15 protein-coding genes and 1 pseudogene are annotated in these 25,623 nt (G+C 62.9%); 8 read left to right on the top strand and 8 right to left on the bottom strand.

Translation table 11 applies throughout. From position 1 onward, the window contains the following. The first annotated feature begins 99 nt into the window (after positions 1-99). Positions 100-300 (top strand): hypothetical protein, encoded by a 201-nt coding sequence (locus J4G38_RS13560; RefSeq protein ID WP_210517422.1) that lies wholly within the window; start codon positions 100-102, stop codon positions 298-300. Positions 301-413: 113 nt separating this feature from the next. Here the strand turns inward: J4G38_RS13560 and menB are convergent, their stop codons facing one another. The 4 genes from menB to J4G38_RS13580 all read right to left on the bottom strand — a co-directional run bounded on the left by menB (position 414) and on the right by J4G38_RS13580 (position 4,821). Beyond that, on the bottom strand, positions 414-1,238 hold the full coding sequence (gene menB, locus J4G38_RS13565; RefSeq protein WP_210517419.1) for a 1,4-dihydroxy-2-naphthoyl-CoA synthase: 825 nt from the start codon (positions 1,236-1,238) through the stop codon (positions 414-416). 128 nt (positions 1,239-1,366) lie between these two features. Next, positions 1,367-3,073 (bottom strand): 2-succinyl-5-enolpyruvyl-6-hydroxy-3-cyclohexene-1-carboxylic-acid synthase, encoded by a 1,707-nt coding sequence (gene menD, locus J4G38_RS13570; protein ID WP_210517417.1) that lies wholly within the window; start codon positions 3,071-3,073, stop codon positions 1,367-1,369. Positions 3,074-3,151: 78 nt separating this feature from the next. Further along, positions 3,152-4,387 (bottom strand): chorismate-binding protein, encoded by a 1,236-nt coding sequence (locus J4G38_RS13575; RefSeq protein ID WP_210517414.1) that lies wholly within the window; start codon positions 4,385-4,387, stop codon positions 3,152-3,154. After that, positions 4,387-4,821, bottom strand: coding sequence for a hotdog fold thioesterase (locus tag J4G38_RS13580; RefSeq protein WP_210517412.1), 435 nt, complete (start codon positions 4,819-4,821; stop codon positions 4,387-4,389). The genes J4G38_RS13575 and J4G38_RS13580 overlap by 1 nt, the downstream gene beginning before the upstream one ends. A 139-nt stretch (positions 4,822-4,960) precedes the next feature. On the opposite strand from J4G38_RS13580, the gene J4G38_RS13585 reads away from it, so the two are divergent. The 5 genes from J4G38_RS13585 (at position 4,961) to J4G38_RS13605 (ending at position 12,071) form a co-directional block, all read left to right on the top strand. Continuing rightward, positions 4,961-5,584: a histidine phosphatase family protein gene (locus tag J4G38_RS13585; protein ID WP_210517410.1), complete on the top strand. Its 624-nt coding sequence runs from the start codon at positions 4,961-4,963 to the stop codon at positions 5,582-5,584. A 155-nt stretch (positions 5,585-5,739) separates the two neighbouring features. Continuing rightward, positions 5,740-7,461 (top strand): pyruvate dehydrogenase complex dihydrolipoamide acetyltransferase, encoded by a 1,722-nt coding sequence (locus J4G38_RS13590; RefSeq protein WP_210517407.1) that lies wholly within the window; start codon positions 5,740-5,742, stop codon positions 7,459-7,461. 143 nt (positions 7,462-7,604) lie between these two features. Next, positions 7,605-10,202, top strand: coding sequence for a TonB-dependent receptor (locus J4G38_RS13595; RefSeq protein WP_210517406.1), 2,598 nt, complete (start codon positions 7,605-7,607; stop codon positions 10,200-10,202). 183 nt (positions 10,203-10,385) lie between these two features. Continuing rightward, positions 10,386-10,928: an ATP-dependent protease subunit HslV gene (hslV, locus tag J4G38_RS13600; RefSeq protein WP_210517403.1), complete on the top strand. Its 543-nt coding sequence runs from the start codon at positions 10,386-10,388 to the stop codon at positions 10,926-10,928. Positions 10,929-11,099: 171 nt separating this feature from the next. Beyond that, positions 11,100-12,071 (top strand): deoxyhypusine synthase family protein, encoded by a 972-nt coding sequence (locus J4G38_RS13605; RefSeq protein WP_210517401.1) that lies wholly within the window; start codon positions 11,100-11,102, stop codon positions 12,069-12,071. A gap of 190 nt (positions 12,072-12,261) precedes the next feature. On the opposite strand, the gene J4G38_RS13610 is transcribed toward J4G38_RS13605, so the two are convergent. The 4 genes and pseudogenes from J4G38_RS13610 to J4G38_RS13625 form a co-directional block, all read right to left on the bottom strand. Then, positions 12,262-12,954 (bottom strand): hypothetical protein, encoded by a 693-nt coding sequence (locus tag J4G38_RS13610; RefSeq protein WP_210517398.1) that lies wholly within the window; start codon positions 12,952-12,954, stop codon positions 12,262-12,264. 511 nt (positions 12,955-13,465) lie between these two features. Next, positions 13,466-16,741, bottom strand: a complete 3,276-nt coding sequence (locus J4G38_RS13615; RefSeq protein ID WP_210517396.1) for a PAS domain S-box protein — start codon at positions 16,739-16,741, stop codon at positions 13,466-13,468. Positions 16,742-16,932: 191 nt separating this feature from the next. Further along, positions 16,933-17,274: pseudogene (locus J4G38_RS29170) on the bottom strand (response regulator); the annotation flags it as partial. A gap of 58 nt (positions 17,275-17,332) precedes the next feature. Beyond that, on the bottom strand, positions 17,333-17,917 hold the full coding sequence (locus J4G38_RS13625; RefSeq protein WP_210517394.1) for a BLUF domain-containing protein: 585 nt from the start codon (positions 17,915-17,917) through the stop codon (positions 17,333-17,335). Between the two features lie 723 nt (positions 17,918-18,640). Between J4G38_RS13625 and J4G38_RS13630 the strand changes: the two genes are divergently transcribed. Further along, entirely contained in the window at positions 18,641-24,127 is a 5,487-nt protein-coding gene (locus J4G38_RS13630) for a beta strand repeat-containing protein (protein WP_210517392.1), read from the top strand. Between the two features lie 385 nt (positions 24,128-24,512). Further along, positions 24,513-25,601: a chemotaxis protein CheB gene (locus J4G38_RS13635; protein ID WP_210517390.1), complete on the top strand. Its 1,089-nt coding sequence runs from the start codon at positions 24,513-24,515 to the stop codon at positions 25,599-25,601. The last annotated feature ends 22 nt before the right edge of the window (positions 25,602-25,623 follow it).

The raw sequence follows: 25,623 nt of genomic DNA on the forward strand, positions 1-25,623 counted from the left end.
GGACACGCAGCCTACTCCCAAAACCAAAGAAACCATGCAACCCTGTTGCCATCTTAATATAAATTCCGTATTATTACTACACACTTCACCTGCTCCGCCATGAAATCCCACCCACAACCACCTGTTGCCGTGGTTCCGGCTGTCGGCAGCCCCTCCGCCCCGCCCACCAAGGGCCACAGATTTGATTTATCGGCAATCAAGGCCCGCGCCAAAGCCATCAAAAAGCTGCGCAAGCAGGAAGACCGGCGCTACTTTATCAGCTGGTGCTCGTGTATTCACGCGCTGGGGTTCAGCTTCTAAGCATATTTTTATTTCCGGGTACGATTGCCGGACAACGGGATAAAACCAGTGTAGCCTACTTCTGCCCACGGCAGAAATAGGCTACACTGGTTTTACGATAAATTATTCGAACGCTACGGAAATTTTGGGAATTTGGAGAAGTCCGGCTGGCGTTTCTCCATGTAGGCGTTGCGGCCTTCCTTGGCCTCGTCGCTGAGATAATACAGCAGCGTGGCGTTGCCGGCCAGTTCCTGGATGCCGGCCTGCCCATCCAACTCGGCGTTGAACGACGACTTGAGCATGCGCAGCGAGAGCGGGCTTTTCTGGAGGATTTTGTGGCACCAGGCCACGGTAGTTTCCTCCAGCTTATCGAGCGGTACTACCTTATTGACGAGGCCCATGTCGAGGGCTTCCTGGGCATCGTACTGGTCGCAGAGAAACCAGATTTCGCGGGCCTTTTTCTGGCCCACCACGCGGGCCAGGTAGGAGGCGCCAAAGCCGCCGTCGAATGAGCCTACAATGGGCCCGGTTTGGCCAAACCGGGCGTTATCGGCCGCAATGCTGAGGTCGCAGACTACGTGCAGAACGTGGCCGCCGCCAATGGCCCAGCCCGCCACCATGGCAATCACCGGCTTGGGAATGCTGCGGATGATGCGCTGCAAATCGAGCACGTTGAGGCGGGGCACGGCGTCGTCGCCCACGTAGCCGCCGTGGCCGCGCACGCTCTGGTCGCCGCCCGAGCAGAAGGCCCGGCCGCCCTCGCCGGTGAGGATGATGACGCCGAGGTCGGTGCGGTCCCGGCAGATGTTCATCGCCTCAATCATTTCCTGCACCGTGAGCGGCGTAAAGGCGTTGTGTACCTGCGGCCGGTTGATGCTGATTTTGGCGATGCCGCCGTACTGCGTGAAGAGAATTTCTTTGAACTCCTTAATGGGCGTCCAATTGATGGGTTCGGTCATAGAATGAAAAAGGTGTGGCCGTCATGCTGAGCGCAGCCGAAGCATTTCGCGTGCAGTAGTAATCGAGATGATTGCAACGAAGCGGGCAAGATGCTTCGGCTGCGCTCAGCATGACGGCCAGGTAAGAATTAAGAAAAAGCATGTTTCACCGCCGCGCGGTATTCCTCAAAAAAGGCGGCGTTGGTTTTGGAATCGGTAAACACTTCCAGGATGGCCGCGCCGGTTTCGGCTGCAAAGAAAACCGGTAGCGCGGCTTCAAGTTCTTCAAACGACGAAACCGGGAAGTAGCGCAGGCGGAAATCCTTGGCGGTGTTCTCGGCCGTGAGCGCCTGGCGCGTCTCAAAAAACTCGTCCAGCTCCGGCTGCTGGCGCGGCCCGTCGATGATGCGGAAAATGCCGCCGCCGTGGTTGTTGAACAAGACCACCCGCAGGTTGGGCGTGGGGTAGTTGTGCCAGAAGGCGTTGCGGTCGTAGAAAAACGCCACGTCGCCGGTGAGGAGCACGACCGGCCGGCCGGGCTGGGCCAGGGCCGCGCCTACGGCGGTACTAGTGCAGCCGTCGATACCGCTGGTGCCACGGTTGGCGAAGACTTCGATTTGTTTGCCCTGTGGAATGCCGAGGATGTTGGCGTAGCGCACGGCCATGCTGTTGGCCAGGTGCAGGGCGGTGTTGTCCGGTACATTAGCCAGTGCGTGGCGGAAGGCGGAGAATTCGTTGAAGGGCTGGTCTTCGACTTGAAAAAAGCTGCTTATAAATTCGGCCGCTTGTCGACTCGCGCTTCGCCAAATCTTCCCGTATGACATTGCCTCCACTCGTAATTCCTGTGTGAATTCGTGGGCAAAATCACCTAAAAAATGTGCGGGATTAGTCCGTATGACTTGTGTCAGCGAACGAAATACATCTGCTACCTGGCCGGAATGTGGCTGAAGGTGCCAGTGTTGCTGTGCGGGATAGTTGCGCAAGTATATTTTTAGTGCTTTGGATATCAGGGATTTGCCAAAGGTGATTAACAGGCTTGGTTGTAAAGATTTTCGAAATTCCTCATTGGCGCTACTCAGAATAATGTCCTGAAACATTATTGCAGGAACATCTGAGGGAATATTACTGATTGAATCCACAACTACTATAGCCCCGGACTGATGCGCGAAATGCTTAACGGCCTTAATAAGATGTGCATCATAAATATGTTGGCCAACAACAATCAAAATATGCTTCTCAGGACGATGAACATCAGCGTAGAATGTATTTGACGGAGCGTTAGCATCTTCGTGAATAATCTTTACGTCCTTTTCGTACCCAATTTCCTCCCCCGCCTTCGGATAAAACGGCTCCCGTAGCGGCACGTTCACCTGCACCGGCCCGGCGGGCGCGGCCTGTGCCAGGTTGATGGCCTCGTTCACGATACGCGCCGAATGCCACTTGGCATCGGCGTGCGAGGTATCGACTGGGAATTCGAACTCGCCCTTGGCGTGGGCGCCGTAGAGATTGCGCTGGCGGATGGTCTGGCCATCGAGCTGGTCAATCCATTCCGGTGGGCGGTCGGCGGTGAAAATCACCAGCGGAATTTGCTGGAAAAAGGCCTCGGCCACGGCCGGCGCGTAGTTCAGGCCGGCCGTTCCTGACGTGCAGACCAGCGCTACCGCCCGCCGCTGCGCCTGCGCCATGCCGAGGGCAATGAAGGCAGCTGCGCGCTCATCAGGCACCACGCGCACCGTCAAATCTGGGTGCCGGGCAAAGGCCAGTGTGAGCGGCGCTGAGCGGGAGCCGGGCGATAAAACGACATCGGTAATGCCGTGCTGGGCGCAGATTTCGGCGATATTATAAACGGCCTGCATAAGGTCAGTGAACAGTTATTAGTGGGCAGTGAGCAATGAGCAGTTGTTAGGAGCCAGCAGAACGACATTGCTTACTGCTCACTGTAGTACAGCGCCAATGGTTTGCATTTTCATTTCGGTTTCCTGCCATTCCCGGGTTGGGTCGGAGTCGATGGTGAGGCCGGTGCCGGCGTAGAGAATGGCTTCGGTAGGGCGTAATTGAAGGCAGCGTAGGTTCACGAAGAGGCGCGAGATGCCGGGTGCCGTCACGTTCACCGGGCCGAGGAAGCCGCTGTAGTACGCCCGGTCGTAGCCCTCGTGGGCCTGCAAAAACGCCAGCGCCGGCACCTTGGGCATGCCGCCCACCGCGGAGGTGGGGTGGAGCAGCCGCAGCATATCGGTGCCCAGCGAGGCGGGAAACGGGACGTTCCTGAAATCCACTTCAAAGTCGGTGCGCAGGTGCAGCAGCTGTCCGGCCACTACCGTGCGCGGGCCGGTTTCGTGGTATTCGCGTAAGCGCAACTGCTTGAAGCAGTTCACGATGTAGCGTGCCACGAGGGCCTGCTCCTCAATTTCCTTCTGCCGCCAGATGGCGGCCTGTGGCGCGAGGCCCGGCGTGATGGGCTGGGTGCCGGCCAGGGCCATGGTGTGAAACTGCCCATCGGCCGTAACTTCGGCCAGCACTTCGGGCGAGGCCCCCAGCCAGGTGCCCACGCCCGGCACGCTCACCAGCGACACAAAAGCCCGCCCGTATTTCTCACTCAACTCTGCGAATGCCGCCAGTGGGTCGAACCCAGCCGGCAGAGGGCGCCGGGCGGCCCGCGACGACACCACTTTCACCACCGACATTTCCTCGATGGCAGCCACGCCGGTGCGCACCAGTTGGGTGTACTCGGCTTCGGTGGCGGTGTGCGGGGCGGGCTGGGGGCTGTGGTGCCAGGCCAGCTCGGCCAGTGGCGGCAGGGCCAGCCAGGCCGTGAGGGCCGGCACCAGGTCGCGGGCGGCGGGAGCTACTGTCACCGCATCGGGCCGGGCCACGTCGTAGAGTACATCGGCGGGCAGAAACAGGGCCGGGTTGTGGTCGGAATCGCGGAAGGGAAAGAAGGCGAAACCGGCCGGCGCCTGGGCGTCGAGCGCGGGCGGCAGGCCAGTGTAGGCGGCTTCGAGGGAGCGGGCCACCAGCAGGCGCGGGTAGTCGGCGCCGGGCTCGCGCCACACGGCCAGCGGCCGGCCGGTACGCAGCGCGCCGGCCACGAGGTGGCGCAGGCGGGCCGTTGCATCGAGCCCCGCCGCCGCGGTGGGCCAGGCAAGCTGCCGGGGTTCAGTCAGGCGCATCAAGCAACTTTTCCGGTGGCGGCCGGCAGGTCAATCACGGCCATGGTGATGCGGCTGATGCACACCAGCGCGCCCGTTGCTTCGTGGGTGATGCGGATTTCCCACACCTGCGTGCTCCGGCCAATGTGTACCGGCGTGGCCCGGCCCAGCACCCAGCCGTCGCGCACGCCTTTGAGGTGGTTGGCGTTGATTTCCAGGCCCACGCAGGCTTGCCTGGTGTTGTCGACGCGCAGGGCGGCGGCGATGCTGCCCAGGGTTTCGGCAAATGCCACCGATGCGCCGCCGTGCAGCAGGCCCATGGGCTGGTGGGTGCGCCCGTCCACCGGCATCCGGCCTTCGATATAATCGTCGGTCACGGCGGTGATTTCCATGCCGAGGGCATCGGCCAGGGTGGGGCGGGAGGCCGTCCAGTGCTTCACTTCTTCCAGAGTCATGGGGGAGGGGCAAGGCGAGGAAGAGAGCCACAGGTCCTTCGTCGCCGGTGATTTATAAGGGTTAAACGCCAACGGTCGGGGTTAAAACCCCGTACTTTGACTATTGTTGACGCATTGTTACGCAAAACTACCACGCAACGTGACGCCCCGAACCATCTTCCTGCTCCGCCACGGCCAGACCGATTTCAACGTGCAAGGCATTGTGCAGGGCAGTGGCGTCGATTCGAGTCTGAACGCCACCGGCCGCCGCCAGGCCGAACAGTTTTTCGCGGCCTACGCGCACGTCCCGTTCCAAAAAGTCTACACCTCGGCCCTGCGCCGCACCCAGGAATCGGTGCAGCAGTTCCTCGACCTCGGCCTGCCCCACGAAGCCCACATCGGCCTCAACGAAATCAGCTGGGGTGTGCGCGAGGGCACTCGCATCACCATGGAAGAAGATGCCGAATACCGCCAGGTGCTGGCCGGCTGGGCGGCCGGGCGCACCGATGGCCGCTTGCAGGGCGGCGAAAGCCCCGAAGAAGTAGCCGCGCGCCAGCGTCCGTTTATTGAGCTGCTGAAATCCCGCGAAGACGAAGAAACCGTCCTCGTCTGCATGCACGGCCGCGCCATGCGCGTGCTGCTCTGCCAGCTGTTAAATTACCCGCTCAGCTACATGGAGGGATTTGAACACAGTAACTTATGCTTGTATAAGCTGGAGTTTACCGGCAGGGTGTTCACCGTTAAGAATTTCCTGGACGTTTCGCATTTGCAGTCCGTTGGCTAAAGCCGCCTGCTCCAGTACGGCATTGCATGAATGAACACTTGTTCCCGCCATGCACTGCAAGGAGATATTCCTGCAATGCAGGAACAACAGCAAACATTGCCTGACCAACTTTTCGGGCTAATTTTGGCCTTCTCAATCCAAGCGCTACAAATCCGATGGCCGAAATCATAAAAATGCCCAAAATGAGCGACACGATGACCGAAGGGACCATCGCGGCCTGGCTCAAAAAAGTGGGTGATAAAGTTAAATCCGGAGACATCTTGGCCGAAGTCGAAACCGACAAAGCCACCATGGAATTGGAGAATTACGAAGACGGCACCCTCCTTTATATCGGGCCCAAAGAGAAGGACTCCGTGCCCGTGGACGGCATTCTGGCCATTGTGGGCAAGGAAGGCGAGGATATTTCCGACCTGCTGAACGGCCAGACCGGCGGCGCTGCTCCGGCCGCCGCTGCCCCCGCGCCGACTCCGGCCGCGGCGCCTGCCCCCGAGGCTCCCAAAGCGGCTCCGGCTCCCGCGCCGGTTGCTGCTGCTCCGGCTGCCCCCGCCGCGCCCGCCAATGGCAAGAATGCCACGGTGGTACGCATGCCCAAAATGAGCGATACCATGACCGAAGGCACCATTGCCTCCTGGCTCAAGAAAGTTGGTGATAAAGTTAAATCCGGGGACATCCTGGCCGAAGTCGAAACCGACAAAGCCACGATGGAGCTGGAAAACTACGAGGACGGCACCCTGCTCTACACCGGCCCCAAAGCCGGCGAAGCCGTGGCGGTAGATGGTATTCTGGCCATTATTGGTGAAGAAGGCGCTGACATTCAGGCCCTGCTCGGTGGCCAAGCCGGCGGTGCCGCCGCGCCTGCTGCCGAAGCACCCGCGGCTACCGAAGCAGCCGCTCCGGCTGCTGAAGCTCCGGCCCAACCGGCGGCTGCACCCGCTGCTCCGGCCGGCCGCATTCTGGCCTCGCCGCTGGCCAAGAGCATTGCCAAAGACAAAGGCATCAACCTGGCCCAGGTAGTGGGCAGCGGCGACAATGGCCGCATCGTGCAGCGCGACGTGGAGAACTTCCAGCCCGGCGCTGCTTCGGTTCCTGCCGCGCAAGCCGCTCCCGTGGCTACCACGGCCCCGGCCGCCGCGCCGACGCCAGCTGCTCAGCCACAAGCTGCGGTTGCCGCTCCAAGTGCCGCCAGCCCCGCTTCCGATACCTACACCGACACACCCGTGTCGCAGATGCGCAAGGTGATTGCCAAGCGCCTCTCGGAAAGCCTGTTTACGGCTCCGCATTTCTATCTCACGATGGAAATCAACATGGACAAGGCTATTGAGGCCCGTGTGAAGCTCAACGAGCTGTCGCCGGTGAAACTGAGCTTTAATGATTTGGTGCTGAAGTCGGCGGCCATCGCCCTGCGCTCGCATCCGGTAGTGAATTCCTCGTGGCTCGGCGACCGTATCCGGCAGAACAAGCTCATCAACATCGGCGTGGCCGTGGCCGTGGACGAAGGCCTGCTGGTGCCCGTGATTCGCAACGCCGACCAGAAAGGCCTCGCCCAAATCGCCACGGAGGTGAAGGAACTGGCCGGCAGGGCCAAGAGCAAGAAGCTGCAGCCCGCCGAGTGGGAGGGCAGCACCTTCACCATTTCGAACCTGGGCATGTTCGGCATTGATGAGTTTACGGCTATCATCAACCCGCCCGATGCCTGCATCCTGGCGGTGGGCGGCATCAAGCAAACCGCTATTGTGAAAGACGGCGCACTGGCCATCGGCAACGTCATGAAGGTGACGCTGAGCTGCGACCACCGCGTGGTGGACGGTGCCACCGGTGCCGCCTTCCTCCAGACGCTGAAAAGCCTGCTGGAAGACCCCATGCGGTTGATGATTTGATTGGAAACAGTCGCGCTTACTGCGCGAATTTTTAAAAACCAGCCCTAGCCGGCTGGTTTTTTTTTTGGCCCTTCGGAGTTAGATTGCAAAAATTAAAATACTTGCTTCTCCTCATTTACCTGCACCATTTTTCTGTTTGAGCTATGAAAAGAAGTCTACTCATTGCCCCTATCTGCCTCGTCAGCAGCATGGCCTGGGGCCAGAGCACCAACCTGACCGGTCAGGTTCAGGATGCCGCCGGGCAGCCCATAATCGGGGCCACGGTGGTGGAGAAAGGCACCAACAACGGCACCTCGACCGGCCCCGACGGCCGGTTTTCGTTCCGGTCCCGCACCGCGCAGCCGCAGCTCGTCATTAGCTCGCTGGGCTACACCACGCAGGAGGTAGCCGCGCAGGGCGGCAGCCTGACCGTGAAGCTGGCCGAAAGCAGCACCAGCCTCGACGCCGTGCAGGTGGTGGGCTCGCGCAGCCAGAACCGCTCCGTGACCGACTCGCCCTCGCCGGTCGACATCATCGACGTGCGGGAGGTGACGGCCAAAACCGGCCAGCTCGACGTGAACCAGCTGCTGCAATTCGTGGCGCCCTCGTTCAACTCGAACCGCCAGACCGGGGCCGATGGCGCCGACCACGTGGACCCCGCCAGCCTGCGCGGCCTGGGCCCCGACCAAACCCTGGTGCTCGTGAATGGCAAGCGCTGGCACCAGTCGGCCCTCGTGAACCTGTTCGGCAGCCGGGGCCGGGGCAACACCGGCACCGATTTGAACACGATTCCGGCCGCCAGCATCGAGCGGATTGAGATTCTGCGCGACGGGGCTTCGGCCCAGTACGGCTCCGATGCCATTGCGGGCGTCATCAACATCGTGCTCAAAACCAGCGTGAATGAGCTGACCGCGAACGTGAACTACGGCGCATACGACGCCAAGTACCGCTTCGACGACAAGAAATTCGACGGCGGCAACTTCAACGCCAACCTCAACTATGGGGTGGGTGTGGGCAAGGGCGGCTTCGTGAATGCCACCGTCGACTTCAACCAGCGCCAGCACACCCAGCGCGCCAACGTGCCCAATACAGACGGCATTCAGCGGCGCGAATACGGCGACCCGAAGGCCAGCAATACCTCGGCGTACCTCAACAGCAAGCTGCCCATTAATGAGAATATCTACGCCTATGTGTTTGGCGGCGTGAACTTCCGCAAGGGCGACGCCTACGCCTACACGCGCTTTCCGACGGTGACGGACACCTTGGGCAACCCCGTTCCCAACCCGCGCAGCAACCCCACCCTTTACCCCAACGGCTTCGACCCCATCATCACCAGCGACCTGACTGATGCGCACGGCGCGGTGGGCGTGCGCGGCACCTTCGGCGGGTTCGATGTGGACTTGAGCGAGGGCTTCGGCTCGAACCGCTTTCACTACGGCGTGACCAATACGCTGAACGCCACGCTGGGTGCGGCCTCGCCTACCACGTTTGATGCGGGCGGCTTCCAGCTTCAGCAAAACGTGGTGAACCTCAACCTGAGCCGCAACTACAAAACCGTGCTGCAAGGCCTGAACGTGGCCATCGGCAGCGAATACCGCCGCGAATGGTACATGCTGTTTGCCGGTGAGGAGGGCTCCTGGCGCAAGTACCCCGGCCCGCTGAACGACCGTGCGGCCGGCTCGCAGGGCTTCCCCGGCTTCCAGCCGCGCAACGAGGTGAAGGCCAGCCGCGACAACATCGGCGTGTATGCCGATGCCGAATTGGATGTGACCAAAGCATTTTTGCTGGCCGCCGCGGTGCGGTTTGAGAACTATTCTGACTTCGGCAGCAGCTTTACCTACAAGGGGGCGGCGCGGCTGAAGCTGAGCGAGACGTTCTCGCTGCGCGGCACCTACAGCACCGGTTTCCGGGCCCCGTCGCTGGCGCAGGTGAACTTCAATACCGTATTTACCAACGTGGTGGGCGGGGTGCCGGTGGATATTTTGCTGGACCGCAACAACGGGCCGGTGTCGCAGGCGGTGGGCATTCCGGCGCTCACGCAGGAACGGTCGCAGTCGGCCAGCGTGGGCTTCACGGGCCGCGCCGGCTCGGTGCTCAGCTTCACCGTCGATGGCTACTACATCCACATCAAGGACCGGATTGTGCTCACGGGCACCTTTGGGCAGGACGACGACCAAATCGGGACCATTCTGCAAAACCTGAACGTGGGCCAGGCCCAGTTCTTCGCCAACGCCGTTTCGACCGATACCTGGGGCCTCGATGTGGTGCTGGCCAACACGCTCACCGTGGGCGAAGGCCGCCTCACCACCACGCTGGCCGGCAACCTCAACCGCCTGCTCATCGTGGGCAATGCCAAGACGACGCCCCGGCTCACGGGCAAGGAGGAAATTTTCTTCGGCGTGCGCGAGCAGGCGTTTGTGAAAGCCTCGGCCCCGCCCTACAAAGTCAACCTGACGTTTGACTACAGCCTGGGCCGCTTTGGGGCGCTGGTGCGGCTGGTGCAGTTCGGCCACGTCTTGCTGTATGACTACAACGGCGACCCCAACAAGTACCGCGACCGCCTGACCACCGACGTGGCCCTGTCCTACGCCCTCACCAACCAGCTGCGCCTGTCGGTGGGCTCGTCCAACATCTTCAACGTGTACCCCAACTTCTTCAACCCGCAGGCCACCGAAAACGGCGGCGCCTGGGATGCCGTGCAAATGGGCAGCAACGGCCGGTTTTACTTCGCCAAGCTGCAGTTTCGGGTGAGCAAGAAGTAGGTAGAACCAAGCAGAAAGAACGTCATGCTGAGCTTGTCGAAGCATCTCTACCGCAGCAGTAATCCAATCATCAGGATTTACTCGCGCGGTAGAGATGCTTCGACAAGCTCAGCATGACGTTCTTTTTCATTTAATGCCCGCCACCATCCCCGCTGGGAATAGCCGTTGTATTTTTGCGGCCTTATGCAAGCAAAAATCCGTTCTACTACCGTTCTCGGCGTTCGCCACAACGGTGAGATTGCCGTTGGGGCCGATGGCCAGGCCACCATGGACAAGCACGTTGCCAAAAGCAACGTTCGCAAAATCCGCAAGCTGCAGGATGGCAAAGTCGTGACCGGGTTCGCCGGCTCCACGGCCGATGCTTTTATGCTGCTCGATAAGTTCGATGAGAAGCTAACCAGCTACGGCGGCAACCTCAAGCGCGCCGCCATCGAGCTGGCCAAGGACTGGCGCAAAGACCAGTACCTGCGCAAGCTGGAAGCCATGATGGTGGTGGCCGATAAGGACGAGCTACTCATCCTGAGCGGCACCGGCGACGTACTGGAGCCCGATTCCGACGTGGCTGCCATTGGCTCCGGCGCGATGTATGCCCAGGCCGCCGCTTTGGCTTTGAAGAAGCACGCGCCCCACCTCACCGCCCGCCAGATGGTGGAAGAAGGCCTGCACATCGCGGCCGATATCTGCATTTACACCAATCATAATTTGATGATTGAGTCGCCGACGTAGGCCGGCATTGAATAAAACCAGCACGTCATGCCGAGCGTAGCCGAGGCATCTCTACCGTGTAACTAAATCCTGATAATTGGATTACTCCTGCGGTAGAGATGCTTCGGCTACGCTCAGCATGACGTGCTGTTTGTCTTACTTACTAAACAAAAACAACCCAATTCCCCCGAAATGCAAGTTTCCAATTTCCTCCGCCACCATTACCGTCACTTCAATGCCGCTGCCCTCATCGACGCGGCCGATGGCTACAACAAGCACCTCGCCGATGGCGGCAAAATGATGATTACCCTGGCCGGGGCCATGAGCACCGCCGAGCTGGGCATCCAGCTGGCCGAGCTCATTCGGCAGGACAAGGTGCAAATCATCAGCTGCACCGGGGCCAACCTGGAGGAGGACATCTTCAACCTGGTGGCCCATGACTTTTATGAGCGCGTGCCCAACTACCGCGACCTCACGCCCGCCGACGAGCAGGCCCTGCTGGAGCGCCACATGAACCGCGTGACCGATACCTGCATCCCCGAGGAAGAGGCCATGCGCCGCCTCGAGCACGTCGTGCTCAAGTTCTGGGAGAAGGCCGATGCCGAGGGCAAGTCGTATTTCCCCCACGAGTTTTTCTACCAGATTCTGCTCTCGGGCGAGCTGGAGCAGTACTACCAGATTGACCCCAAAGACTCCTGGATGCTGGCGGCGGCCGAGAAAAACCTGCCCATCATCTGCCCTGGCTGGGAAGACAGCACGCTCGGCAACATCTTCGCGGGCCACGTTATTTCGGGCGATGTGAAGAACGTGCACACCATGCGCACGGGCATCCAGTACATGATTTACCTAGCCGACTGGTACACCCAGCAGGCCACCGACGAGAGCAAAGTGGGCTTCTTCCAGATTGGTGGTGGCATTGCCGGCGACTTCCCCATCTGCGTGGTGCCCATGCTGCACCAGGACCTGGGCCGCACCAGCGTGCCGCTGTGGGGCTACTTCTGCCAGATTTCGGACTCCACCACCAGCTACGGCAGCTACTCCGGCGCCGTGCCGAACGAGAAAATCACCTGGGGCAAGCTGGGCGAGAAAACCCCGAAATTCATCATCGAAAGCGACGCGACCATTGTCGCGCCGCTGGTGTTTGCCATCGTGCTGGGGCAGTAGTTAAGTAGTCGGGCAGAAGTAAGCGTCTATTTGGCGCATACTCTGGTCAGACCGCCTGGGGCGGTCAGACCAGAGTATGCGCTTACTTCTGCCCGACTACTTAACTGCGCTGAAAAAGCCAAAGAGCCTGCCGCTTCATCAGCGGCAGGCTCTTTGGCTTTTTCAGGCATTGGCGGCTGGCGGCCGGCGGCTACACTTTCGGCGGCCCCGGCTTGGTGGGCTGGGCGAAAATGCCGGGGTCATACAGCGCCTTCACGTCGTCGGGCGCATCGATGTGCAGCTTGATTTGGTCCAGCAGGTTGAGCTTGAGCTGGCGGGCGGCGGCTTGGCGCAGCTTCTTTTCGGCTTTGCTGTCGCCCTGCACGGCGCCTTTGCTTTCGCCCTGAAGCTGGCGGTCGGCGTCGTAGTCCTGCTTGAACTTGGCGGCCTTTTGGGCCAGGTCCTCGCCCAGGGCGTCCTGGTAGGTGGCGGTGAGGGTGGCCACGCGGTCGAGCAGCGTGGGCAGGGTGAGCAGGCTGGCGCCGCTGTATTCGGAGCGGCCCTTGGGCAGGAAGAGGGTGAGGGCGGCGGCATCGGGGGCTTTGCGGCCGAAAATGTAGGCCACGTCCACCAGCAGCTCTTCCCGGGCGAAGAGCTTGAAGGCGGCCAGTAGTTTTCCCACCGCGTCGGTGTTGCCCAGGCGCTCGCCCACGTTCACGTCCTGCGTGCCCAGAAAGGTGGCGTAGCCATCGTGCAGGGGCTGCAGGGCGGCAATCATGCCCGTGTAGAGGCCGTCTTTGTTCTGGCCGCTCATGCGGGTGAGGTTGCCCGCCATGAGGTCGCGAAAGGCTTCGCGGGCCAGGTTTTTGGAGTAGAATGGGTTTTTGAGGAACGGCAGGAACATGAGGAGAATGGGATAAGTGAATGGTGAGCCGGTAAGGTAGGTAAACTATCACTCCCTCATAAGCTCAACGCTTCACGGCCGGCCAGTGTCAGCCCATTTTTGCCATCCAACTGCCCCTCCAAACGGTTGGATGGCGGGTTTTAGCCCCAAATGTTCTTTCCAAACGGTTGGACGGTCGGTTTTAGCCCCAAATGTTCTTTCCAAACGGTTGGATGGTCGGTTTTGGGCCTAAATGCTTCTTCCAAACGTTTGGATGGTCGGCGGTGGGCTTAAAGGTCCTTTCCAAACGTTAGGATGGCCCCAGTAAAGCCCAACCCCTGCCTTCCCGGAGTTGGGAGGGCAGGGGTTGGGCTTTACTGGGGGCACCAGAGCGGTTCTTCGGTCGATGTACGGCTGCAGAAACGCAAAATAGCGAAGCCCCGGCAAGGCGGAAGCAACGTGCCGCATTCCCAAAAAGCGGCTGGCCGTTTCGTCGTAGCGGCCAGCCATGCGGCGGCCCTGTTGGAGCCGACTAAAAAGCCGTTCCTCGTTCCCCGGCTCGGCCAGCGCCGAAGCGACGGGTTTCCACCTCGGCGAGCATTGCCACAATCACCGCGTCCAGCACGTGGTCGGCCGCTTCGACCAGCGGCTGCAAGTCATCGTAGGAAAAGGGCTCCGGCCAGCCCTGGACGGCATCCAGCAGGGGCAGGGCGGCCTGAATCTGCAGCTGCCGCAGGCTGGGCCTCAGCTGGTGGGCCGCGGCTTGCAGCCCGGTCAGGCTGCCCACGGCCAGGGCGCTGTGCAGGTCGCGCAAGGCAGTGCGGGTGCTGGCGATGAAGGTTTGCAGCATGGTGATGACGAACTGCTGGTTGCCCCGGCCCATGCGCAGCAGGACGTCAATGTTGTACAGCGGGGGCGCGGGGCCTGCGCTCAACGGCAGCACCGGGCTCCCGCCGGCTGCTTCGGCCTTGTGGAGGGGCCGCAGCAGCCAGTCGCCCAGCAGTTGCAACAGCTCATCCTCGTAAAACGGCTTGGTCAGGTAATCGTCCATGCCCGCGGCCAGGCATTTTTCTTTCTCGCCGCTGATGGCCGAGGCCGTGAGGGCGATGATGGGCGTGGTGACCCGCAGCTGCTGGCGCAGGTAGCGGGTGGCCTCGAAGCCGTCCATCACGGGCATCTGCATGTCCATCAGAATCAGGTCGAACGACTGGTTTCGCACGCATTCGATGGCCGCCGCGCCGTTTTCCGCCTCGGTTACGTCGAGGTGCGCGTTCAGCAAGCAGGTCTTGGCCAGCAGCATGTTGTATTCGTTGTCTTCGACCAGCAGCACGCGCTTGCCCCGCAGCTCCCGGGCGTTGGGGCGGGTGGCGGGCCGGCGCTGCGGCAGGTCGTCGACCGTGCCAATGGGCAGCGACAGGGAGAACTGAATGGTGGTGCCCTCGTTCTTCTCGCTCTCAATCACGATTTCGCTGCCCATCAGCCGGGCCAGGCGGCGGCAGATGCTCAGGCCCAGGCCCGTGCCGCCAAACTCGCGGGTGATGGAGGCATCCTCCTGGCTGAACTCGGTAAAAATCTGCTTCAGGTAGGCCGCGTCGATGCCGATGCCCGTGTCGCGCACCACGAAGGCGAGCTCCACCGCGCCGGCGTGAAAGCACACCACGTCGCACTCGATGGCAACTTCCCCTTTGGGGGTGAACTTGACGGCGTTGCCGGCCAGGTTGAGCAGAATCTGGGTGATGCGGTGCGGGTCGCCGAGCACCACGTCGGGCACGCGCGGGCTCACCCGGATGAGCAGGCCCAGGCCCTTTTCCTCGGCTTTGTAGAGCAGGGTTTTCTCGACCTGGGCGCAGAGGCGGGGCACGTTGAAGCCCACCTGCTCGATGCTCATCCGGCCGGCGTCGAGCTTGGACAGGTCCAGGATGTCGTTGATGATGACGAGCAGGTTCTGGGCCGAGGTGGTGATGGCGTGCAGGTAGTTGCTCTGGCGGGTGGCCAGCGGGGTTTTGGCCAGCAGCTGGCTCATGCCCAGGATGGCGTTCATGGGCGTGCGGATTTCGTGGCTCATGTTGGCCAGAAACAATTCCTTGGCCCGGGTGGATAGTTCGGCCTGCTGCTTGGCTTCGCGCAGGTTCTGCTCCAGCTCCTTCTGGTGCGTGATGTCGAGAATGATGCCGATGCTGCCCGTCACCACCCGGTGCTGGTCGTAGAGCGGGGAGGCGCTGTTGAAGAGCCACTTCGTTTCGCCGTCCTTGGTCACGATGGGCAACTCGTAGGAGCTGCTCACGCCATGGGGGCGCAGCGCAATGTGCTCGTGCAGATGCGACCGATTGCCAGGGGCCAACAGCCGGGCCGGCAGCGGGCGGCCCAGCAGCTCGTCACGGGTGTAGCCGATGGTGCGGCAAAAGTTGGGGTTGGCGTAGAGCACGCGTTTTTCCAGGTCCATTTCCACCAGCCCGAGCTGCATGTTGTCGATGATGGTGCGGTATTTCTCCTCCCGCATGCGCAGGCTGCGCTCGGCATTGTAGCTCTCGGTGATGTCCTCAAACGTCCAGAGAAAGCCAATATCCGCGTCAGCGTTGCGCACCGGCACGAAAGCCCGCTCGACTACGCGGCCGTCGTGCAGCCAGAATCGGTCGGGGCGGGCTTCTGCCCGGCGGGCTACCAGCACGGCCATGTCCAGGGCTTCCCCGCTAATCGGCGCGGCCACGCACTGCCGCATCCGGTCCTCCAGCACGAAATAGTCGGTCCCAATGAAGTCTTCGGGCGACGTATTCAGGCCGAATAGCCGGCAGAAGGAATTGTTGGTGAGCACCACCCGGCCGTTTTCATCCACCAGCAACACGCCGCCCTTCAGCTGCTGGATGGTGGTAGCCAGGCGCAGGGTGGTCATGTCGAGGGCCAGCTGCGCCTGGCGGCGAATCGACACATCGGCGCTAAAGCCCGTGAACACCAGCGGCCGGCCCTGCGCGTCGCGCTCGGTCACCAGGCCCCGGTTCAATACCCATTTGTAGCTCCCATCGCGGCAGCGCAGGCGGTACTCGCAGGAAAACAGCTCCTTTTCGCCGCGCTGGCAGGCCACCCAGGCCTGCCGCACGGCGGCGGCATCGTCCGGATGCGTGGAGTCCAGCAGGCTGGCGTGTTCGTCAAGAAACTCCTGGCCGGCATAGCCCATCATGGTCTTGCACTCGGGCGAGATGCGCATGCGGTTGGTGCCGAAGTGGTATTCCCAGCTGCCCACGCCCAGCTCTTCCATCAGCAGCACCCCGCGCACGTCCCGCAGGCGATTTTCCTCCGCCGCCTGCCGGCTCAGGGTGATGTCCTCCAGGCTGCCGCTGTACATGACCCCGGCGGCATCCTGGCCCGAGGCCACCGAGGTGCTGCGGCACCAGCGCAGCGGCTGGCCGGGCACAACAAGGCGGAATTCCACGTTCACGGGGGCGCCGGCGGCCACCGTGGCGGCCACTGCGGCATCGCTGGCCGTCAGGTCATCGGGGTGAATAAAGCGGCCCAGCTGCTGGATGTCGGCAATCCCAAAAATCTCCTGCAGCTTGGGACTGCAATACACGATTTTTCGGGGCCCATCTTTCGGCTGGTACCCCCGGAAGACGACGCAGGGCACCTGGGCGGCAAAATCGGCGAGCTGGGTTTCGGACAGGGCGGGTTCCGGCTCGGGAAGCGCCACCGGACGGACCCCGACGAGGCCCCCCCCGGCCGTGGCGGCGGCCAGCCGGGCGCGCAGCTCCCGGTTTTCGGACTCGCGCTGGTGCAGCGTGTGTTCGAGCAAGGCACGGGTAAGCTTGGCGGGCATGTGAGCTGGCGGAAAAGATGAGGGTAGCGGGCGCGCCCTTTGCGGGCAAAATGACCGGCCCGCCACCGCCCCGGAGAATCGGGGATGGGCCGGGCGGCCTTTCTCCCCCAGGGCAAGGGCAAGATACGGTGTGGCGGGCCCGCGGCGGCCCGCCCGCGGCGCAGCAGCTTCCGCCGCTTGGCATACAGCTCGGCTTCCCCGAAGGGCCTGGCCAGGCAGTCGTTCATGCCGGCGGCACGGCAGCGCTCATGGTCGGCGTGGAAGGCGTTGGCCGTGAGCGCCAGCATGGGAATATTGGCCTGCGCCGCCACCGGATGCGCCCGCATCAGGGCCATGGCCTCCAGCCCGTTCATGCCGGGCATTTGAATGGCCATCAGCACCAGGTCGAAGGGCTGCTGGGCAAACCGGGCCACCCCGCTGGCGCCGTCCACGGCTTCCGCGACCACCACGCCCCAGGCCTGCATGGTGCGCCGGGCCACGAGGCGGTTGATGTCGTTGCCCTCCACCAGCAGCACCCGCGCGCCGGCCAGCACGCCGGTGTCGAGTTCCTCGGAAGCAGCGTCCGGCGCGGCCCCAGTCGGCTCCCTCTGGCTAGTCGAGAAATGCCTGGAGGAGTGCCTGGAGGCGTTTATTGACAATGGCCAGGCCTGGCGGGGGCTGTTGCCCCTCAATCGCGCCGAGCACGCGTTCCACTTCGGGGCCTTCCACCACGCCAAAGTCCATGCTCCACTCCGCAAACTGGCGCGCCGGCATCAGGCCTTCGCTCACCGTCTCCACCCGCGTGTGCCGGGGGTCCTGTTCAATCCTGGCGTACAGGGCCCGCACGGCTTCCTCCGGCCCTTCAATGGCCTGCACAAACATGCCTTCGCTGTAGAGCAGCATGCCCGAAACCGCCAACCGGGCGTTTTCCGGGCGCGCCTGGGCCAGCAGCTCCTGAAGCTGCCCCGCGCTGAAGTGGCGCGTGGCGCGGCTGCGGTACAGCACCCGGTATATGCTGGTACTGAGCAGGGCAGCCACCTGCGCGATACTCAGCTCGCCCCTTTGGTGACGGGCCAGCAGCAACTGGGCGTAGCGGTGCGAAGCCGGCCGCGGAATGTTGGCCGTGAGGGCCACAATCCAGGCCACGGCGCGTTGACGTTGGGTTTCGGTTTCGGCATCGGTGAGTGGAGTATCCATGCGCAGCGGCGGGGAACAGGGGATGAAATAAATTAAAAGGAGCAGGGAATCGGCTCGGCTTACCTTGGGGCATCAGGCACTTTCCGGTACCCCGGCGACTCGCCTGCGGCCCGCTGGGATGGGGGCGTACAGACCGGAGAAGAAAAGGCGGGCTTTTTCGGGGCTCAGTAGCGGGCACCATCTGCCAGGCGTGTTTTTTGGGATTTCGTGGGCCGGGCGTTTCGTTTGGCTGGCACCAAGCCAAGGCAATGCCAGAACATGCAGGATAATTATTTATCTGAAAATCAAACAATTAATGTTGTTTATTAACTGCAAAGAGCCCTGATTTTAGAAAACCTTTCCAAAAAGCAGATTGTCCCTGCCCGGTCCAGCCGGTAGCGGGCCGTTCCGCGGGGCAGAACGGGCGGGACCGACTGCTCAATTCCGGGGTAGGGGAAGAGCCGAATGGCCCTCGGGCGCATTTGAGAGGGCTGGAAAAGCCCGGCGACCCCCATCGGAATGCCCTGCTGCCGGCCGGCATGCTGACACCACCTCCGCTCTCCGGCCGGCCTTATTCGATTAACCACATTGCCCAAATCGCGGCTCCAGAAGCTGGAACATTACTCCATAGGCGGGAGGGCCATTCATCGGGAATGATTTATAATGCTCTTAACTACAGGATGTTAAAAAATAAAAATTCTTTGGTATCCGGTTGGCCTTGCGACCGGCATCACGGAATACTCTATGCAACGTTATTTACTTGGTTCTTGCCCGGCCAGCGCCGCGCTAAGGCGTTTCTGCCTGCTGCTTTGCCTGCTGCTTTGCCTGCTGGGCCTGGGCACGACTGCCCGCGCCGCCAACTACTACTGGGTCGGCAACAGCGGCGCCTGGACCGACATGAGCCACTGGGCCAACGCGAGCGGCGGGGCCGGCAACGCCTACGCCAGCGTGCCGAAAAACACCGACAATGTGTACTTCGATGCAAGTTCCTTCACGGTCAGTAGCCAGCGGGTAACCATTGTCGGGACCGTGACCTGTCACGACATGACCTGGAGCGGCAACGTGCGCCTGGCCACCTTTGTGCAGGGGGCCAGCGGGGTGCTGGAAATAAACGGCGACCTGCACTACACCGCCACCATGGCGACGACGCCGGTCATCACCGTGCCCCACCGGATGCTGGCGGCCACTACCGGCGCGGTGGTGGATATGCAGGGGGTGCCGTTTGGGGCTTCCTTAACCTTCGACAGTGCCAATGGCGGCTGGACGTTTACCAGTGCTTTTAATGGTGCGTCGGGAACCGTCGTGAACATCTCGGCGGCCCGCCGGGTGAGCTTTGGCAGCACCACGCTCACGTTTAGCACGCTGAGCACCTACACGGGCGCGAGCGCCGTGGCGAGCACGGTGGTGGGCACCCTCGACCTGGGCAGCAGCACGACCACGCTGCTGGTGCAGTCGAACACCGGGGCGCTGAACCTGAGCAATCCGAACCTGACGCTGACGGCCGGGACCAGCACCCTCAACGTGGGCGCCAGCGCGCTCACCAACTACAGCAGCCCGGTAAGCGTTACCACCGGGAAGGCCTTTGCTTTCAATGCCGTGGTGGTGAATTCCGGGAATGGCGCGGTCCTCAACGTGGCCAACTCGTCGTTCAATGCCCTCACCGTGAACAGCCGGCTGACGCTGAACAGCGCCGCTACCATTAGTGCCAGCGGCAGCCTGACGCTGGGGGCCGATGCGACGCTGCTGGTGGGAACGGGCGCCACGAAGGTGCTGAGCTTCGGCAGCGGGGCCACCCTGGCCACGAGTGGCGGCTGCGCGGGCTTCGGCACGGTGCAATCGACGCTGGCGGGCAGCCCGGCCATCCTGGCCCGCAGCGGGGGCTGGGCCTCGGCCCCGCTCAGCTACGCGGTGTTGCAGGACCTCACCTTCACGGATGGCAGCAGCGGCAACCCGGCCAACGGGGCGGCCGTGGCCACCGCCAGCGCCAACCAGGGCGGCTGCTCGGGCATTACGATTGCGGGCCTGCCGGTGACCGACCTCTACTGGGTGGGCAACAGCGGCAGCTGGCACGACCCCAGCCACTGGGCCAGCACCAGCGGCGGCTCCACCGGGGGCAATACCTGCCTGCCCAACGTGTTTACCGACGTGCACTTCGATGCCAATTCCTTCACGGCCACGGGCCGCGCGGTGACGCTGGACCTGACCGGCCAACAGTGCCGCAATATGGACTGGACGGGCGTCACGAACAAGCCCACGCTGAACGCGACCTCCCGGTGCGTGCTCACGGTGGCCGGCTCGCTGACGCTGGTGGGGCCGGCCAGCCTGACGCAGGCGCTGGTGGCCGACCTGTTTCTGGGCCAGCCGGGCGGGGGCAGCTACACGCTCACCACGGCCGGCCAGCCCCTGGCGGCCCACCTGTGGTTTCGGGCCGCAGGGGGGAGCTATGCGCTGCTGGATGACGTGACGACCACCGGGCGCGTGTTCGTGGAATCGGGCACGTTCACGACCAACGACCATAGTATCAATGCCCAGTCCTTCAGCAGCGGCTACGGATTTAACTACTCCGTGTACGGCACCGGCTCGGGGCCGGCAGGGCCTCTCAGTCTGTCGCCGCCGACCGTGAACCTGGGCGCAAGCGTGCTGAACCTGCTGGGCACCAACACCCGCAACGATGCCAATGTGGCGGTCAGCAACTATACCTGGGACGTGGCCAGCGTCACGACGGCGGGCGTTACCACCACGCCCGTCACGCTCAACGCCGGCAGCAGCACCATCAACCTGCTCAACGGCAACAATACGACCTTCTACAACAGCATCTTCCGGGGAGGACTCGGCCTGACGTACGGCACTGTCACCTTTGCGAACAACACCGGGGGCGCTTCGGCGACGATAATCGGCAATACCACCGCTTCCGACACGTTTCAGAACCTGCTGTTCTACGGGTCGGCCACCATCGGCAGCAACAACACCCTCAACGGGCAGCTGCTGCTGAGTCCGGGGAAGACCTACCTGGTCGCAAACGCCACCACCCAAACGTTCCGGAGCGGGGCTACGCTGAATGCAACGGGGACGTGCTCGAACTTCATTACCATCACGGGTCCTTCGAGCGCGGCGGCGACCAGCTTTGTATCGGCCAGCAATGCACCGTTGCAGTACGTGATACTCCAGTACACCGCTTTTTCGGGGGGCGCCACCTGGCAGGACCAGAGCGGCCTGGACAATGGCAGCAACACGGGCATCGCCATCACGCCGCCCCCGATGCGCACCCTGTACTGGGTGGGCGGAGGTGGCAACTGGAACGATGCCGCGCACTGGAGCCTGAGCAGCGGCGGGGCCGGCGGCGAATGCACCCCCTCGCTCGTCGATAACGTCGTGCTAGATGCCAGCTCGGTGACGACCACGGGCCAGACGCTGACCATCGACCTGGCCTCCTCCAACTGCCGCAGCATCGATTGCAGTGCGCTAACCAACGGCAAAGGCCTGACCCTGCGCAGCGTAGCCGGCAACCTGCTAAGCGTGTACGGCTCCGTGACCTGGGCCCCCGCCCCCAATATGACCGTGGCCCTGGCCGGGGGCCTGGCCATACTGGGCCCCGGCACCGCCAGCACCCTCACCAGTGCCGGGCAACGGCTGACGGGCAACCTCAATCTCAACGTACCCGGCGGCAGCGTGACGCTGGCCGACCCCTTCACCAGCTCCGCCGGGATTACGCACACGGCCGGCACGCTTACGACCAATGACCAGCCCGTCAGCATCGTTAACTACGCCACTTCGGGTGTGCTGGCGAAGGCCCTCCAGCTGGGGGCCTCGCCGGTAACCGTGAATGGCAGCTGGGTGGTGGCCGTAACGGCGAACTTGGTCGTGACGCCGGGCACCTCGCTGCTCACCGTGAATGCCAGCGCCTTCACCGGGGGCGGCCAGCCTTATAATGACGTATTGATTGATAATCCCTTAACCGTCATTGCGCTGGCCGGGAACAATACGTTTCACAACCTCCAGCTAACCGGGTCCACTAACATCCTGGGCAGCAATACCGTCAACGGCACGCTGACCTTTTTCCCCGGCCGGGCCTACGTTTTCACCGCCGCCACTACCACCACGTTTGGCCCCAATGCCACGCTGGTATCGGTGGGCCTGAGCAACAACCCCGTCACCCTGCAAAGCACCGTGAACGGCAGCCTCTTCACCTGGACCAAGGCCACGGGCGGCATCTGCGCCGACTACACCTACATCCGCGACAGCCGGGCCACGGGCGGGGCCTACTTCGAGGCCGGCCGCAACGGGGCCAACGACCAGGGCAACAACCCGGGCTGGAGCTTCGGCTTCCTGCCCCGGGCCAGCTACGCCAACCGCACCACCTGCCCCGCCGAGGGCGCGCACACGCTCCGCCTCGACTTCACGGCCTACGACGGCATCAACAACGTGGCCGGCCTTGCGCTGACCACCGCGCAGTTCCCGCTCGCCGTGCGCGTGCACAACCTCACGGCCAACACCTACGAAGACGTGAGTGCCCCCGCCACGCCCTATTACTACCCCATCCCGACCAGCACCGCCACCACGCAGTACCAAGTAATTTCGCTGGGCACCTCGCCTACCAGCGGCTGCGGCGGCACCAGCAATACCGACCTGAGCACGTTCCCTGTCGTGACCGATGCCATCCTGGCCGGGGCGACCGGCACCTGGAGCGGCAACAGCACCCCGGCCGATGGCAACTGGCTTGATTGCCACAACTGGGCCAGCGGCACGGTGCCCGATGTCACCACCGACGCGACCATCAGCCCAAACACCACGTCGGTGAGCCTGGGCAACAGCCTGATGGCTAACGTACCCGTGCAGCCCACGCTGAATGCGGCGGGCGCGGCCGTGCATGCGCTCACTATTCCGGCCGGCACCACCTTCACGCTGGGCAGCAGCGGCCAGCTGGCCGTTGCCGGCGACTGGCTGAATACCGGCACGGTGACGCCGGCCCCCACCAGCCAGGTCACCTTCCAGGGCAGCAGCGCCCAAACGCTGACCGGCGGCCTCTTCGGCAGCGTAGTGGTGAACAACCCCGCCGGCCTGACGCTGGCCACCGACGCCAGCACCAGCGGTACGCTCGTGCTGACCGCCGGCACCATCACGACGGGCAGCCGCAAATGGGTGCACAGCAACGCCAGCGCCACCAGCCTCAGCGGCTACAGCGCCGGCAGCTACGTGGCCGGCAACCTGCGCCGAACCCTCGCCAGCAATGTTTCGGCGACGTATGCCTTTCCCGTGGGCACGGCCAGCCAATACGCCCTCTACGAGCTGCTGGACCACAACCTGCGCGGCACGGGCTTCGGCACCATCGACGCCAGTTTTGGCCCCAAGCCCGGCACCGATGCCAACCTGACCTACCACGAGCCGGGCTATCGCACCCCGTACAGCACCGTAAACAACGCCGGGGTCTGGACGCTCACGCCCGGCACCCAGCCCAGCGCCGGCACCTACGACGCCAAAGTGAGCCTGCTGCCCTTCAGTAATTTGAATGACAACTACTTCGCTATCCTCAAGCGCCCCGACGCCAGCACCGACGCGGCCGATTGGACCGGTGGGGGCGGCACCCTCAACCCCGATGGCGGCGCGGGGCGCATGCTGGCGAATGGCTACGCCCTGCGCCTGGGCCTGAGCAGCTTCAGCCAGTTTGGCCTGGGCCAGACGCTGGGGGCCTCCCCGCTACCCGTGACGCTGACCCGTTTTACGGCCACGGCCAGCGGCACCTGCGGCGCGCGCCTCGACTGGGCCACGGCCAGCGAAGTGCAAAGCGACCGGTTTGAGCTGGAGCGAAGCCCGGACGGCCGTTTGTTCGCAAAAATAGCCACCGTCGCGAGTCGCAACAGCCCCAGCGGCAGCACCTACAGCTACCTCGACCAGCAGCCCGGCGAGGGAGTGAACTATTATCGCCTCCGGCTGGTCGACGTGGACCGCACCAGCACGTACAGCCCCGTCGTCACGCTCACCGTCGCCTGCGGCACCGCCAGCACCGTGCGCCTGGTGCCCAACCCGGCCACGAGCACCGTGCGCCTCCTGGGGCTGCACCCCGGCCAAGTCCTGCGCGTGTATGGCAGCGATGGCCGCCTAATATATGCCGGGCCGGCCACCGGAACTGACCAGGCCCTGGAAGTCAGCGGCTGGGCCACGGGCCTGTACTTGGTCCTCGTCCGTAATGCCGATGGCGGGCTGGCGGGCACTCAGAAGCTCCTGAAGCAATAGCGTGCAGCGCATGGAAAGGCAGTGCATTAAAAGCGCCCCGTGTTTGAGCTGGCGCGTTACTGGGTTACTGCCATGGCCCCGTGTATTTTTAGCAGCGCGTTGCCGTTTGCAGCCGGCCAATGGCGGCGTCGGATGCCCTCAAATTTGCCCAGCCTGGTGGGCGTTGTGCCTCCGGCGCGGTAGCAACTCATCCCGCGCTATCCCCGGCCACGTCGAAACCCAAGGCCAAACTACTTCCCAACTCTGTACGGCTTAGCTAGACCAGCTCACTAGCTGCGGGTATACTGCTGTGCGTGAATCGAATTAATCTGCCCCGGCATCTCGGCGGCAGGTGCTTCTTTTCCGTATGCGGCATGGGTGATACTCCCGCCCTAATCTGTCCCCCATGCCCACGCCGCTCTCCAAAAAAACTCGCTCACATCACCGCGACATTGTCGTCATCGGGGCCTCGGCGGGCGGCGTCTCGGCGCTGCTGGAGCTGGTGAAAGCCCTGCCGGCTGATTTTCCGGCGCCCATCTTCGTGGTGCAGCACGTCGGGGCCGACTCGCATAGCATTCTGCCGCAACTGCTTAGCAGCGCATCCGCACTGCCGGTCAGGCACCCGCAAAACGGCGAAATCGTGGTGCCGGGCGTCATCTACGTGGCGCGGCCCGACTACCACCTGCTGCTCGAAGGCAACCAGGTGCTAGTGACCCGGGGGCCCAAGGAAAACCGCTTTCGGCCCTCCATCGACGCCCTGTTCCGCTCGGCGGCCTATACTTTTGGGCCCCGGGTGATTGGCGTGGTGCTCACCGGCTACCTCGACGATGGCACCTCCGGCCTGTGGTCGGTGCAGCGCATGGGCGGGCTGGCCATTGTGCAAGACCCCGCCGACGCCCAGGCCCCGTCCATGCCCTCCAACGCGCTGGAATACGTCACGGCCGATTACGTGGTGCCCCTGGCCGAGCTGGGCTCGCTGCTGGTCCGGCTCACCGCCGAGCCCTCGCCCGCCAAGCCGCGCATCCCCGTCGACCAGCTCGAACTGCTCAAGATTGAGCTCACCATTGCCAAGCTGGACAATGCCTTTGAGCTGGGCATTATTGAGAGAGGCAAGCTCACGCCCTTCACCTGCCCGGAATGCCACGGCGCCCTCACCCAGCTCATTGAAGGCAAGCTCATCCGCTACCGCTGCCACACCGGTCACGCTTATACGATAAGTGCGCTATTGGGCGAAGTCACCGCCTCGGTAGAAGGGCTGCTGTACCAGTCCATGCGCGGGCTCGAAGAAACCAAAATGCTGGTCCACAGCCTGGGCCAGCACTATGCGGCCCGGCATCAACCCGAGGTAGCCAAACTGTTTTTTCAAAAAGCCGACGAAATCGGCAAGCAGGCAAAGGTGGTGCACGCCTCCATCCTGCAACACGAAGCTCTCAGCGGCGACCTCCGGTTCTCCGCAATGGCAGGGGCGTTGCCGCATAGCACCGCCGTTATCTAAGCTGCGAAAAGCAGAAATAAAC

The sequence above is a fragment of the Hymenobacter terricola genome (genome assembly GCF_017921975.2).
In the GTDB taxonomy this organism is placed as follows: Bacteria; Bacteroidota; Bacteroidia; order Cytophagales; family Hymenobacteraceae; genus Hymenobacter; species Hymenobacter terricola.

Bases quoted from the DNA above. Each gene is read 5' to 3' on its own strand.
- J4G38_RS13615 (WP_210517396.1), bottom strand. From the start codon at position 16,741: ATGCCCGCCAAGCTTACCCGTGCCTTGCTCGAACACACGCTGCACCAG.
- J4G38_RS13595 (WP_210517406.1), top strand. From the start codon at position 7,605: ATGAAAAGAAGTCTACTCATTGCCCCTATCTGCCTCGTCAGCAGCATG.
- menD (WP_210517417.1), bottom strand. From the start codon at position 3,073: ATGCAGGCCGTTTATAATATCGCCGAAATCTGCGCCCAGCACGGCATT.
- J4G38_RS13580 (WP_210517412.1), bottom strand. From the start codon at position 4,821: ATGACTCTGGAAGAAGTGAAGCACTGGACGGCCTCCCGCCCCACCCTG.
- J4G38_RS13605 (WP_210517401.1), top strand. From the start codon at position 11,100: ATGCAAGTTTCCAATTTCCTCCGCCACCATTACCGTCACTTCAATGCC.
- menB (WP_210517419.1), bottom strand. From the start codon at position 1,238: ATGACCGAACCCATCAATTGGACGCCCATTAAGGAGTTCAAAGAAATT.
- hslV (WP_210517403.1), top strand. From the start codon at position 10,386: ATGCAAGCAAAAATCCGTTCTACTACCGTTCTCGGCGTTCGCCACAAC.
- J4G38_RS13625 (WP_210517394.1), bottom strand. From the start codon at position 17,917: ATGGATACTCCACTCACCGATGCCGAAACCGAAACCCAACGTCAACGC.
- J4G38_RS13610 (WP_210517398.1), bottom strand. From the start codon at position 12,954: ATGTTCCTGCCGTTCCTCAAAAACCCATTCTACTCCAAAAACCTGGCC.
- J4G38_RS13590 (WP_210517407.1), top strand. From the start codon at position 5,740: ATGGCCGAAATCATAAAAATGCCCAAAATGAGCGACACGATGACCGAA.
- J4G38_RS13635 (WP_210517390.1), top strand. From the start codon at position 24,513: ATGCCCACGCCGCTCTCCAAAAAAACTCGCTCACATCACCGCGACATT.
- J4G38_RS13560 (WP_210517422.1), top strand. From the start codon at position 100: ATGAAATCCCACCCACAACCACCTGTTGCCGTGGTTCCGGCTGTCGGC.
- J4G38_RS13630 (WP_210517392.1), top strand. From the start codon at position 18,641: ATGCAACGTTATTTACTTGGTTCTTGCCCGGCCAGCGCCGCGCTAAGG.
- J4G38_RS13575 (WP_210517414.1), bottom strand. From the start codon at position 4,387: ATGCGCCTGACTGAACCCCGGCAGCTTGCCTGGCCCACCGCGGCGGCG.